Below are 12,879 nucleotides of genomic sequence, written 5' to 3'. Positions count from 1 at the left end.
GGGCCTGAGCCACGACGCACCGTCCTGTCCGCCGCTGCCGACCGGTTTGTACACGGGCACTCAGTTCTGCCATTGGCGGACTTCTGCCATGGCCTGCGCGGCTTCGTCGTGCCGGTCGAGCTCGGCGAGAAGGTCACCCCGCACTTCCAGCATCTCGACGATGAACTGCACCAGGTGGGGATTCTCGTCGGCGAGCGGGCGCATCAGGTCGAGGGCGACAGACGCGTGCTGTACCGCCTCGGGGTAGTCGCCGAGGCTGGCCAGGCTGATGGTCAGGTTCCGTTCCACATCGATTTGTTCGAGTACCAGTTGGAGCTGGGGCTCTGGCTCGTCCGCGAAGCGGGCACCTGACTCGCGTAAGGCGTCCACCGCCTCGGGAAACCGCCCGGCGATGGCCAGGTGCTGCCCGAGGAGGCCCAGGAGGCTGGCCATGGTGGTCGGAACCCCTGGTGTGCCGTCGAATTCCCGGTACACCTGAACGCTCTCATTTGCTGCCTCGATCACGCCTGGAGCGCCCGCCATGTTCCGGCTGACCGCCTGAATACCTAGTGCCTGGGCCAGTTGCATGCGGGACTCGGGCAGGCCACGCAGAAGCCTGACGGCCTCATTGACGATGTCGCCGAGCGGCTCCCCGAGTTGCATGAGGCACTGTGCGTGAGTGATCAGAACAGTCGCATACAGCGCGACAGCCGGGGCGTGCTGCAACATGCCGGACGCCCTCATCCCGTCAATGGCCTCGCCCGTCGCCGCTGCCGCCGCTTCGATGTCGCCGAGACTGAAGAGACGGATGCCGTAGTCCGCGAGGACGCCGACCATGGAGATGAGTGCGTCGGGGTTGTGTTCCACAACCTCGCCGTAGACGGTGATCGACTCCTCGTACATCACGACCGCTTGGGTGAGATTGCCGAGCGCGTTGTGGGACGCGGCCGCCGAATGCAGCGCCATGGCGAGCAGGGTGCGTTCGGCCAGGGTGCTCGGCGGTGACTCCTGATAGATGTCGAGCGCTGCCGAACTGGCTTCGTACGCTCTTTCCGTGTCGCCCAGCTGGATCGCGGCTGCGGCCTGGATGGTCGACGCCCGGGCGACCTCAGCGCGTCGGCCTTGGTGGTCGGCGAGGTCGCCCAGCATGTCCATGGCCCTGCCGGTGAGTTCGAACGCCAGGTCAGGCTGTCCGAGAACGAGGTTGCCGCCGGCACGGGAAGTGATCGCGTTGACGCGCAACAAGTATGAGCCTCGATCCCCGTCGCCGAACTGGCTGAGCAATTCGTCCACAGCGGTCAACAGATCCACCGCTTCAGCAGGACGGTTCATGGCCATCAGGCAGCCGCCTTCAACCAGTTGGGCCACCGCTATCGTCCGCTGGGCCAACGGTGAGTCCACAGGGAACTGTCCGACTGCCTCGCGTGCCGCCACGGCAGCCTCAAGGCTCTCCACAGGCCGCCCGGCCAGCAAGTGACTCTGGCCGACACTGACCAACGCCATGGCGTACGACAGCTCGATCCCCGCAAATGTGTGGCCGGACCGCATCAAACCGTCGTACAGGTCGCCAGCCTCGCCAGCCAGCGAAAGCGCTTCCTCGGGGCGACTATCCGCGATCCTGCATGCGGCCAATGTGGACAATACGTCCGCGCGGGTCATCAGCGCGAGGGGTTCCGTGTCCGGCACTGAGGCGATGGCCTCCATTGCCTCAGGAGCGGTTGTGACGGCTTCGTCGTACCGGCCGAGCGCCAATCCCCACTGCGCCACCAGGCTCAACGCCGTTCCTAACGCCAGAGCGCGCTGGAGGGGTTCCTCGGGCAGTTCCTTTGCCAGGCCGGCCGCTTGCACCGCGCGCCTATGGGCTTCCTCGGTCCGGCCGGCATCGCCCAAAGCGGCGCTGAAGGCGACGAGCGCGTCCACGTACTCGATCAGCGGGGCCTGATCCGCCGCGGCTAAGTCACGCTTCAGCCCGACGGCCAGCTCCGCGGCGTTCAGCCTCTGCTCCGGTCCCACAGGAAGAGAACCGAGGAGCGCGAGCGCGTCCGATTGCTGTTTGCCGAACTCTGGGTCATTCGCGCGGAGATCCGCGCACAGCGCCGCCGCCTCCTCGAGCAGTTTCGCCGCCTCGGTTACGTCCCCTCGGACGGCAAGCAGCGAACCGAGATCCAGGCAGCTCTCGGCCAGATCCGCGCGCTGTTGCGGTAGCCGCCGGTAGATCGTGATGGCTTCGTGCTGAGCCGCAATGGCCTCGGGTATCCGCTGAACCTCCATTAGGTTCTCGGCGAGCCGGTTGTGGAGACTGGCCAGTATCGGCTCGATGGAACCGGGGTGGGTCGTGACGAGGTCGCGGTATGCAGCAATCGCGTCCATCGTGTACTGGCTCGCGTCGTCGAAACGCTCCGCCTTCCAGCTGTACAGCGCGAGCCGATCAAAGCTCTCGGCCATGCGTTCGCGGAAGTAGGGGTCAGTGGGGGCGAATCGTTGCAGTAGCAAGACGCTTTCGCGCAATGGCCCGATCGCCTCGACAGGTAGGTCCTGTCTAAATAGTTCCAGTGACAACATGCGCAGGAACGCCGAGTAGTTCATGGCAGCGTATCTGGCCTGCTGCCTGGCGAACCGGCCGAACAGCACCGGAATCAGGGCGTTGCGTAGCTTGTCCGGAGTGCGGTCCGCCAGGCCCTGAACGAGCCGCGCCACCAGGCGAGTCAGCGGGATCGTGGCCAGCGGGTAGTTGTCCACCGGCCACCAGGTCTCGTCCGTTCCGGCGGGCAAGTAGTAGGTGTCCGGAGTGGAGCCGAGGAGTCTACGGTCGGCCGATCTGGCAGCCGGACTCTTGACCAGGATTTCGAGCGGCTCGATGGTCTCGAGCAAGAGGGACCTGTCCGGGAATCCGAGCGGCTCGATGGTCTGGAGCAAGAGGTAGTTGTCACCAGGGATCTCGCCGTGCGCCTTGATCGCGGCAATGCATGCTTTCAGCGCGTCGCGTTGGTCACCGAGATCCGCCCTGGCGACCGCGAGGTTCGTCCATGCCTGGATCCTTGCCTGTGCATGGCCGTCCGTTGTGCTGTAGATCTGCACCGCCTTGGTCAGCCAGTCGCGGGCGAGTGTCCGTTCCCCGGTCCGGCCGAGGCATGTGCCGAGGTTGTAGGCCGCCTTCGCCAGCCGGTCCGGTGACGCGTTGAGCGACTGGTAGTCCGTCCAAGCCTGTTCCGCCTCGGACTTGGCGACCTTCCCGAGAACTGCTTGGTAGGCAACGAGATCGGTGAGGATGTCCGGGCGTCGAAGGTCCGGCGGCTGCGTGCCGAGCCACGTCACAGCGAGGTTAGCGAGACTGCTGTACAGCTGCGCGAGATTCTTGTCGGTCGTATGTCGCCGGTTCCCCAGTGCTGCGGCTGATGCGGCACGCAGGTCGTCGTCGACGCAGAGCGGGATCACCGTGTCAATCTGCTGGGCGAGGAAGCTGTCCTGTTCTGCGGCTTCGATGAGCGCGGGCAGCCGTTCGACGAGCAGCTTTCGCAATGCCTTGCGCACCTCATCACGGCTGACGGCAAGGCGAAGGGCGCTCAGCATTGCTGCTTTGTGGTTAGTCGTACACGCCTCGTGATCGTGGATCCCTTGGACGAGCACGTCGAGAGCGGGCGTTCTGGCGAGCAGTTCCTCGGCCAGAATGTCGGGGCTGAGCGGGGCGATGCGGTCCCCGCCGGGAAACAGCTCGGCCAGCCACTCGGTGATCCTGGTCCGGCGCTCGATGGCGAACCCGACAGGGTCTGCCAGGCCCGGCAATGCGGTGAGCAGGTGGACCGCCATGGCTTGAGCGGGTGCGATGATGGTGGCGAGGGCGACGGCCTGGTGGGCGCGCACGTCGGTAAGATCGGCGATGAAGTACCTGGGCAGGCGGTCCACCCAGCGCCGCTCTTCCCGTCCGAGAAAACTCGCCACGACGGTGTCCGCATCCGGGTGGACCTCGCCTCGGGCCGCCTGCAGAACGGCGATATGGAGTCTCAGCGGGTTGCCGTAGCCTTCGTGGGTCAGATCGAGCTCGGGCATCTCCCTTGTACCATCGGTGAAGTTTGTCCACGCGGCGGTCGCGTGCCGCTGCCGGTCGGCAAGATCCAGCCGGCCAGCTTCGAGCTGGACTGATAGCCGGGTGCTGCGGTGGACAAGCCGGTCGGTGTCCCGGTCCAGCTTGCGCCACCAGGTGAGCTGGTCGGTGACACCGCCAGGGGCCCGGTCCACCAGCAGGATGCGGAGCTTCGGGCCGCGGCGGGCACGGCCGAGCCGGTTGATCAGGCGGACCACCGTTTCGGTCATCCGGTCTGGGTAGTCGATCACGAGAACGGTCGGCCAGATGAGTTCGATGTGGCTGCCAGCCTCGTCGAACGTGTCCTCGTCGGCGAAACCGGCCTGCCAGCCCTCCTCGGTCATCGTCCGGCATAACTCCGCCGCCAGCCTGGTCTTGCCCGCGCCGCCGCCGCCGGTGATCACCGCGACGCTGAACCGGTTTCCGCTGACACACCAGTCGTGCAGTTGTTGCTGTTCCGTCTCCCGGCCGAGAAACGGGACGATGCCGTACTTCGCCTGGAGCAGTTCAGGATCCGACATGTCGGCCCGGCGTGGCAGATACGCCGCACGGACATAGGTATCCAGGTACGCGACCTCGCCGCGGCCAACCACTGCTTCGAGATCGTGCAGCCCCACTCCGACGAGCGCGCGGAAGTCGTCATCCGCCAACAGACGCGCGACCGGCAACGCCTGCAACCTGCTGCTGCCGTACATCTTCGGGTCCGCGAGTACCACGCCGAGCAACTGCAGTCCGGGCCCGAACAGTGCTGCGCCGGACATGCCCTTCCAGCCGGAATCGTTACCCTGCAAGGGCAGCAAGGTGGGCCTGCTGATGTTGACGTCATACCGTTCGGACCGGAGGGCGCCGCTTGCGTTGACAGTGCCCTCCATGAGCTCGACGTCCCGGGCACCGTCCGCCGCCTGCGCTTTGGGGAAGCCCCACGCACGGCAGGACACGGCCGCCTCGCCAGCGACCTTCCCCCAGCGCAGGGCACCGCTGTCCGGCTGGCCTCGCCACGGCGCAGCGGGAACACGTAGCACAGCTGCGTCGCCGACACCTACCCCCAGCCAGACAACCTCGGCATGGCCCACCGTCCCGTCGAGCAAGCGAACGGCGACACCTTCCGGCGCAACCACATGACCGGCCGTCAGGACAAGGTCATCCGCGATCGCGTAACCAGAACCGACGCGCATCGTCTCCCCGGAGCGCGGGAGTATCTCCACAACGCGGTGACGCCGTTTCATGTCAGTGACCTGGCGCCCAGCGGTCCGGCCTCGCGACTGACGGCACCTCTGCCACCTGGTCACCCACCAGGACGTTCTTGTCCGGAGCGTCAGCCAGCCTCGGCGAAAGCGTCAGCGTCAGTTTGTGCAGCGACCCGCGAGTGTGCTCCGCGGACGACCCCAGGGTCAGCACGCTCCACAGCCCCACCTTGGCATCGGCGTTTCCCTTGGTGGCGACACCCACCTCCAGTTCGAGCACCACCGAGTCCAGCTCGAACTTGAGTGGTTCTCCCTCCCCTGCGGCCATCGCCTGCTGTAGCTCCCTGCGCAGGTCCGTGATCGCCTCGGCCAACGGCACCTCAGCCATAGCCCCCCTGTTACCCCGTGTCGCGATGGACATCTCCGATATCTGGTCGACCAAGGATGGCAGGATATTATGCGGTGCGTCCTGATTACGATGGTCGAGGCCGCAATGACGAAGGTCGGCGATTCTCGGCGCCCCTCACTGAAGCTCCTATAGATCGTCAAGCGGCCTGCTGGAGCTGCGCGGCTGTGATGCCGGGGTGTGGGAGGTGTTTGTAGACCTCGCGGGCGACGAACCGTTTCAGACAGCGGATGATGTCCTTCTTCGACATGCCTTCGGCGGTGCGACGGGCCACATACTCAATGAGCTCTTTCAGCGGGGCCACTGATCGGGTGACGGGAGTGGTGCCCGCAACGCACGAGGCTCCCGTGCCGTTGGGGGAGGTGTTCGAAGTCTCAACCCACAGGCACAGGAGCAGCGTTGGTTCCGTATTCTGCAGCACTCGACCTGCCTCACACCTTGGTCGAGTGGGTCACCATGCTCATCGTCACCCGCGAGGGTGACCGCCGCTGCAAGCTCCCACCGCACCAGCGTGCCCTGGTCGGCCTGGTGTACCTGCGCCGGCACGACACCCTCGCCCAGCTCGCCGCCGGGTTCGGCATCTCCGTCGGCACCGCCCACGCTTACACGACAGCCGTCGTCGACCTGCTCGCCGACCGAGCTCCCGGCCTGGTGCGCGCCCTGCGCGAGGCGGATCCGGACTACGTCCTGCTTGACGGCACTCTGGCGGAGTGCGACCGGGTCGGCGACAGCCGGGCCGACTTCTCCCACAAGCACCGCCGACACGGGGTGAACGTGCAGGTGGTGACCGACCCCGTCGGGCGGCTGCTGTGGATCTCGCCGGCGCTGCCCGCCCGCGCGCACGATCTCACTGCGGCCCGCGCTCACCGGATCATCCGGATCTGCGAACGGCAGGGCACCCCCGTCCTCGCCGACCGCGCCTACATGGGAGCCGGCCCGTGGGTGACGACACCCCTCAGACGCCCGCCGGGCCGCGACCTCACCCCAACTCAGCAAGCCGTCAACCGGGCGCTGTCCACAGCACGGGCACCGGTCGAGCGCGGCGTCGCGCGACTGAAGTCCTGGCGGATTTTCCGTAGGTCCCGGTGCAGTCCGAATCGAATGTCGTCAATCTCTGCGGCCGTGCTCACTCTGGAGGGGCAGCGCTGAAAGAGCTCAGTGAACCAGTCCCACTGATCCTGCTTGTACGTGCGAGTGAAGACCCCCTTCACGGTCGACAGGTCGTCCAGTCGACCAAGGGCTGCGTGACGTCCCTCCGCGAGGGTGCTCAGTACGGTGCGGGCAGCCTCGCCCCGCTCCTTCTGCACGGCAGGCTTGATCGGGGCCATGCCGAAGCCCCACTTCTGCTCAATCCGTCGCGGTTCCCGCATGGCGTTCCGCGTTGTGTCCGTTCGAGGGTTGTCCGGCCGGTCGCCGCGCCGGTCGGGACGGGGCCCGCGCCGTCCAGACGCAGAGTCGTCGAGCCTCGCGCTCATGAGGCCGCCCGAACATTCAACGCGTAACACGCTCCCTCGCTGCTGCCGTACTTGGTCGGGTTCATGGGGAAGCTGATGAGCTTCGAGTCGTGGGGAGCGAGCCTGTATCTCGCCCGATTGCCGTCCTGGCCCTCCAGCGTCACGCCGTCAACCTCTGCCGAGAAAGCTTGCTCGCTGTCCCCATTGTTGACGAACTGGATCTGCGCCACGCGGGCGGGCAGCATCGGCCCACCATCCTTAGCAGCGTAGAGCCGGGTCTGTGAGCAATCGACCACTGTGACGGCGATGTTGCTGCTCTCGCCGCTACCGTGATCCGCGAGAGCCCAGTAGCCGAGTGCGGCTACCGCCAGTGCGGCAGTGGCCCCCAACGCCGCGTACCGCATGGCTGATGGGCGACGTGACGGCGGGTAGCTGGGCATGGGCGGGGCACCCGGCGGGCCGTCATGTTGCACCGCGGCCCATCCCTCGATGTAGGTGTCGATGCATTCCTGGCAGGTTGCCTGCTCGGGCTCGGCTGCCCGGGGCGCACGACGCTCTATCCGCGCGTCACACATCGCGAGAGTGTCACCACTCAGCGCAATGTGCACAATGGACTTCACGAATCCACTCCCCCGGCCCTCGACAACCTGACGCCTTCACGAACTGACCTCACTCATGTCGAGCGCGACACAATCTACATGCGATCTACATCAGCAGGGAATGCGGGGGCGGCTGATCACTGCATCCACCAACTACGCAGGCTGGTCGGAGAAAGGCCCCGTTCACGCCGTTGGCGCCACACCTGGCATGATCCCGCTGCGATGTTGAACAGACCGATCACCGGGGGCGTCGGCCTGCCCCCATACGCCGCGCTCGCCGATGCCGTGCGCCTGCTGGCCGGAACCGAGAACGTGGGCCGCACCGAGGCTGCTACTGCGGACGGCCGACTCCGGGAAGAACTCACCGCGGCCCTCGCGCGCACCGACGCCGACTTCCGGTTGAAGCTCCGCATCGCCCCGGTCCGCCAGGGCCCGGCAGGCGTCCTCGCCTACTTGCTGCACGAGGCTGAACGGCTGAGCGGCCTGGTGAGGTCCATGCCCCGGACACCCGGCCTGAGCCGCGAGCAAGAGGCGGCTTGGGTGTCCCTGACCTTTCTGCGTCATACGGCCCAGGAAGTCTCCCGCATCAGCCGCCGCAGCACGCCCACCCCGCATGCCGGCGCGCGCCTGACGATCTTCGACCAACTGCCCTACCAGTCGCTGCACGGCCTCGTGCCAGTCGCCCTGTCGATGTCCCATATGAAGACCACGAAGGCGCAGTGGGAGAGGCTACGCAGGGCGGAGGAGTCCGGGCTGCTCACAGCCGCCGAGAAAGAGATCACCGGACCAGCCGAGCACGCCTACGACATCGAGTCCTTCGTCCATCGCACGCAAGACAGACAGCGATGGGCCGCGCCGCTGTGGGCTGGGCCAGAGCACTTAGCCGTCGCGTCGGCGGAGCCGAAGGTGTTGTCCGCCTCAGCGGAGAGGGAACTCGTCGACGAGTTGGAGGCTGAGGCGGCGCGGGCGGCCGGCCTGAACGTCGCACATTTGGCCGCTCTCTGCTCCCGGTTCGCGGCGGAGGACCCGGCTGTCACGTCCGAGGAATGCAGACGCCTGCGTTTCGCAGCCACGGCATTGGAGCGACGTGCTGCGGCGACTACGCGTAGTAGGCCGGAAAGCCGTGCCGCTCATCTCGTGGACGTGTACGTGACGAGAGCCCGCGAGGAAACACGGAGCCTCACCACCAGGATTGCCGTAAACGTACTCAATGCCTGCAGCGCCGCTCGCGAGTCGCTGCACCTGCGAGAGGCAGGTCGCGCAGCCGCGCGGGAGATCCAGGCAGCGCTTCCCGGTGGCAAACCCCAGCTCATGTGCGAGGTGGACTACGTGCAGCATGTGCGGGAGCAAGTCGGCCAGGCTCTGGACGGGATCGCGCACAGCGTGCGGAGCAAGAGGATGGTGCTCCTCATCCCGCCCGTCACCGACGCAACAGCCGAAACCGCACTGCAGCGGCTCAACTTGGCCTTCGGCGATACTTGCGTGTTGCTGGGCGGGATAGACGACGCGGCGATAAGGATCCCGCCCCCGAGCCAGTTCGGCATCCGCATGCGGAGGGCCCGCAGTTGCGAATGCGGCCGACACACGACGGGACGAGACGGGGAGGAAGAACAGTGAGCGTTCCGTTCTTGCGGCGTCTGCACACGCATCTCGCTGACACCGCACAGGTGGCCTGGTTCAATCGACGTTGTCGGGGCTGCGGCGCGCAACTCGATCCCGCGTCCCAGAACGACTCCTGCAGCGAGATGTGCCAGCCCACGGCCAAGAGCGTGGTTCCCGCGTTTGTCACCAGCACGCCGGCGGCCCGCATCCATAGCTTCCGGTTCACCTCCGCCTCTCGGGCCCTGCCCGGAACACACTTCGAAGACGTCGACCCCCTCGACATCATCGAAGCGGCAGACTGGCACTGTGAGCTATGCGGCGGCGAGATACCCAAGGAGGTCGACCGCTACGACCCGCAGGCCGCGACCGTGGACCACCACATGCCGCTCGCCCTCGGCGGGCACCACGTGCGGAGCAACATGCGTGCGGCGCACCGCCGGTGCAACCTCAGCAAGAACTCCATGCATCCGGACGATTTGAACGCCGGTCAGTAAATCACTCCGCGATCGAGGTCGTCGCCGAGTCGAGCGGGCGGTTCAGCCATGTCCGATTCAAGGACGGCAACGCCACCCCTCATGGTGCGTCATCCGCGCATCGACCGCACGACATATGTCGTCACCGCGCCCTGCTCCGCGTGCTCGAGGAGTACAACGGTGCCCGCGCTGGCCGCACGCTACGGCCTGTTCACCCTCATCGTCCTCGGCGAGACGGTCGCCGCCGCAATGGTGGCGGTCAAGTCCGCTCTCAACGAGTACCACGCCCTGGGCACCCTGCTGCCCACCGCACTCGGCAGTTCTGCTCTTCCTCTTCGCCGTCTGGTGGATCTCCTACGCGTAGCGCCGCAGTAGGGCCAACCGGCAGGTGCGATGAAGCTGCATCAACGCATCAGAATGGCGCTTCCATGGTACCGCCGGACGGCACTGCACCTGGCAGCGACACACCTACGGGAAGCGGCAGGTTGGTCACCACGAACTGGTTCAGGATGTCGTCGCGATCCATGAACATGATCTGACTCCGCTTCGCCGCGTCCAACGCGTTGCCCAGCCAGTTACGTGCAGCCTTGGTGATCTCCCCGCCAGCCACGATGAACGCATGGTCGACAAGGACACGCCGGTTGGTCTCGGGGTCGAAGATCTCGTGCGCCAGCATCATCAGGGCCTGATTGTGAATCTCAGCGATGTTGGCATTGCCCGCCCTGGACTTTCCGGTAGCGTCCAGTTTCCCGCGCTTCACCTGAATGCCGAAGTACAGGAAGTGCTGGGTCGGCAGGGTGTAACGCATCCAGATGTCCTTGCCGTACTCCAGCGCCTTGTCCCGGTGCCCGGCCGCAGTGATCCGGTGAAAACCCAGCTGCCGGAACAGTGGCAGCAGTACTTCCTCAATGAGCGCATCCTCACTGCACGTGTCCAAGAACGCGGCAAGTGCTGTACGTCGCTGCATCTCGGCGACGCTCAGGGGCCGATGCGGGTTCTTGGCCAACACCGAGATAGTGTTCGTTCCGATGTGGCGAAGGTAGCAGTGCTTGTCCTCCCCGTAGAAGGCTTCGAACCCCTCACGGGCGAGCGCATTGTTCAGCAAACGCAGGGCATTGGGCCGGTCGAGCCCTTCGTTGAGGGCATCCGCAGGATTCATCAGGTGGTCGATCACCCTGCAGAAGGACTCCGACGGGTGCGCGGGCCCCTCGTGCGGCTCCGCCAACAATTGTTCCAGCACGCCCGCGACCCAGCGGTGCCGCGTCGAACCGTCATGCTCCCAGCCCATGTCGAGTTCCGCGAAGAACTCGGTGATGTACATGCTCGAGCGATACGGGAAGTAAGCAGGCTCGGCATCAGCTTGAGGATCAGCAGCGCCGAGGTTCCCGCAAATAAGGTCGCCAAGCATTTCCAGCGTTCGCTTTCTGAACTTCACGATGCCCCTCCCCAGAGCCACTCCCCTAGCCACCCCGTGCGAACTATTGTGCCCCGTGAATGCAGAACGTCTGGTACCTACGATCAAGTCCGGCGTGCGTCACAAGCTCAGCATCGGGGGTGGCCACTACTGGAAGTCCAGGAGCCCACGCCCCACGGACTGTGGGCAGTCGAGCGGTCTCACCCCGCCGAAACGGCGTACATCCGCAGACAGTCGGTGTGCCAGTGGGCCCGCTCGAACACGGCACACCGCATCAACCCACCACACGACAGAGCCCCGCCAGGCTGCCTGGCGGGGCCGCGTCGTCTCAGGGATTCCCTTATGGATGGGTGCGATATGGATGAGTGCGATCGCAAATCTAGAGCGCCCCCGAGAGCATCGCAGGAACACGGACCGCATGAGACGCCGACCGCATCGTGCACGCCAGCGCAACCGACGCCACGACGAAGCCCCACCGGAACGCTCCGGTGGGGCTTCGTCGTCTCACGGCTCAGCGCAGCAGCCCGTCGGGATGGTTCCCAACGGGGCTTCGCCGTATCACCGACGCCCCTATAACGCGGGGGTGCTTGAAACCGGTCTGACCAGGTTGAATACCTCGCGGGCTGCGTATCGCTTGAGGCATCGGATGATCTCCCGTCGGGTCTTGCCCTCCTGGGTGCGGCGTTCGTAGTACGCCTGGGTGCGGGGGTCGTGGCGCAGCCGGGTGAACACGATGCGGTGCAGGGCGGCGTTGGCCCGACGGTCGCCGCCGTGGTTGAGCCGGCGCGTGCTCCGACGGCCAGAGGAGTACTCGATGGGGCTGACTCCGCAAAGGGCAGCAAAGGACGCCTCGGTGTTCAGCCGCTCGGGATTGTCTCCCATGGTGATCAGGAGAGTGACGGCGCTGTCCGGACCGATGCCCACCTGTGTCAGCAGTTGCGGTGCGTGGTGTTCGACGAGCCGGGTCACGCGTTCGTTCAGCTCATTGATCTGTCCGGTGAGCTGTTCGATACGCTCGGCCAGCATGCGCAGCGTCATGTGGGTGGCCTGGGCCACCGCGTCCTCGTCTCCCCCACCATCGGGTGGGCCGAGGGTCGCGCAGGTGCGGAACAGCTCGGCATTGCCCAGGCTCGACAGCCGTTCCCGGAGGGCGGGGTCGGCGATGACCAGGACGGCTTTGAGCTGGTTGATCGCCTGGGCGCGGGCCTTAACCGCGGAGTCCTTGGCGAGCTTGAAGATCCGGGCGCTGTGCACCGGACCGTCGCCGGATTTGGCCCGGGCCCGGGCGCGGCCACTGAGCACGGCTCGCGCGGCGGCCTGAGCGTCGAGCGGGTCCGACTTCCCGAGCAGCCTGCGGGCCGAGCGGTCGGGCCGGTTCACTTCGAAGACCTGGATCTGCTGAGCCAGCAGGTAGCGGGACAGGCTCGCGCCGAAGGTGCCGGTGCCCTCCACACCGGCCCGGCGCACCGTACCCCGCTTGCGGGCCCAGACGAGCAACTGTCGGTAGCCGGCCGCTGTCGCGGGAAAGGGCTCCGTTCCCAGGATCTTCCCGAGTGAGGAGATCACGGCGGCGACATGCACCTCGCCGTGCGTGTCCACGCCCAGGACGACCTCGCGCCGAACCGGCGGATCCGTGCTTGAGGAGGTACTGCTCTGTCGGGTCGTCATGGTGGTTCGCCTCCCGCGT

The 12,879-nt window shown here is 66.2% G+C and carries 8 protein-coding genes and 2 pseudogenes; 4 read left to right on the top strand and 6 right to left on the bottom strand.

Annotation, left to right across the window (positions count from 1 at the left end):
* Positions 1 to 60 precede the first annotated feature (60 nt).
* The 3 genes and pseudogenes from Q4V64_RS43735 to Q4V64_RS43725 all read right to left on the bottom strand — a co-directional run.
* The gene (locus Q4V64_RS43735) at positions 61 to 5,235 is read right to left on the bottom strand and encodes a tetratricopeptide repeat protein (RefSeq protein ID WP_172629654.1); all 5,175 of its coding nucleotides are present in this window, start codon (positions 5,233 to 5,235) and stop codon (positions 61 to 63) included.
* Positions 5,236 to 5,287: 52 nt separating this feature from the next.
* On the bottom strand, positions 5,288 to 5,686 hold the full coding sequence (locus Q4V64_RS43730) for a trypco2 family protein (RefSeq protein WP_124445858.1): 399 nt from the start codon (positions 5,684 to 5,686) through the stop codon (positions 5,288 to 5,290).
* A 103-nt stretch (positions 5,687 to 5,789) separates the two neighbouring features.
* Positions 5,790 to 5,927 (bottom strand): annotated as a pseudogene (locus Q4V64_RS43725) (IS110 family transposase); the annotation flags it as partial.
* A gap of 122 nt (positions 5,928 to 6,049) precedes the next feature.
* Between Q4V64_RS43725 and Q4V64_RS43720 the strand changes: the two are divergent.
* Positions 6,050 to 6,799: a transposase family protein gene (locus Q4V64_RS43720; protein ID WP_124445857.1), complete on the top strand. Its 750-nt coding sequence runs from the start codon at positions 6,050 to 6,052 to the stop codon at positions 6,797 to 6,799.
* A gap of 322 nt (positions 6,800 to 7,121) precedes the next feature.
* On the opposite strand, the gene Q4V64_RS43715 is transcribed toward Q4V64_RS43720, so the two are convergent.
* Entirely contained in the window at positions 7,122 to 7,724 is a 603-nt protein-coding gene (locus Q4V64_RS43715; RefSeq protein WP_124445856.1) for a hypothetical protein, read from the bottom strand.
* A gap of 204 nt (positions 7,725 to 7,928) precedes the next feature.
* On the opposite strand from Q4V64_RS43715, the gene Q4V64_RS43710 reads away from it, so the two are divergent.
* The 3 genes and pseudogenes from Q4V64_RS43710 to Q4V64_RS43700 all read left to right on the top strand — a co-directional run.
* Positions 7,929 to 9,320: a hypothetical protein gene (locus tag Q4V64_RS43710; protein WP_124445855.1), complete on the top strand. Its 1,392-nt coding sequence runs from the start codon at positions 7,929 to 7,931 to the stop codon at positions 9,318 to 9,320.
* The gene (locus tag Q4V64_RS43705) at positions 9,317 to 9,799 is read left to right on the top strand and encodes an HNH endonuclease (protein ID WP_172629653.1); all 483 of its coding nucleotides are present in this window, start codon (positions 9,317 to 9,319) and stop codon (positions 9,797 to 9,799) included. Before Q4V64_RS43710 ends, Q4V64_RS43705 begins: the two co-directional genes overlap by 4 nt.
* Positions 9,800 to 9,967: 168 nt before the next feature.
* Positions 9,968 to 10,136: pseudogene (locus Q4V64_RS43700) on the top strand (low temperature requirement protein A); the annotation flags it as partial.
* 54 nt (positions 10,137 to 10,190) lie between these two features.
* Here Q4V64_RS43700 and Q4V64_RS43695 read toward each other — a convergent pair.
* Together Q4V64_RS43695 and Q4V64_RS43690 are read right to left on the bottom strand one after the other, a co-directional pair.
* Entirely contained in the window at positions 10,191 to 11,213 is a 1,023-nt protein-coding gene (locus Q4V64_RS43695) for a hypothetical protein (RefSeq protein WP_124445853.1), read from the bottom strand.
* 549 nt (positions 11,214 to 11,762) lie between these two features.
* Positions 11,763 to 12,860, bottom strand: coding sequence for an IS110 family transposase (locus Q4V64_RS43690; protein WP_253267585.1), 1,098 nt, complete (start codon positions 12,858 to 12,860; stop codon positions 11,763 to 11,765).
* Positions 12,861 to 12,879: the final 19 nt, after the last annotated feature.

Source organism: Streptomyces sp. NL15-2K (genome assembly GCF_030551255.1).
Classification (GTDB): Bacteria; Actinomycetota; Actinomycetes; order Streptomycetales; family Streptomycetaceae; genus Streptomyces.
Note: the sequence above shows the minus strand (reverse complement) of the source record. Positions and strands in the feature narration are given on the sequence as shown.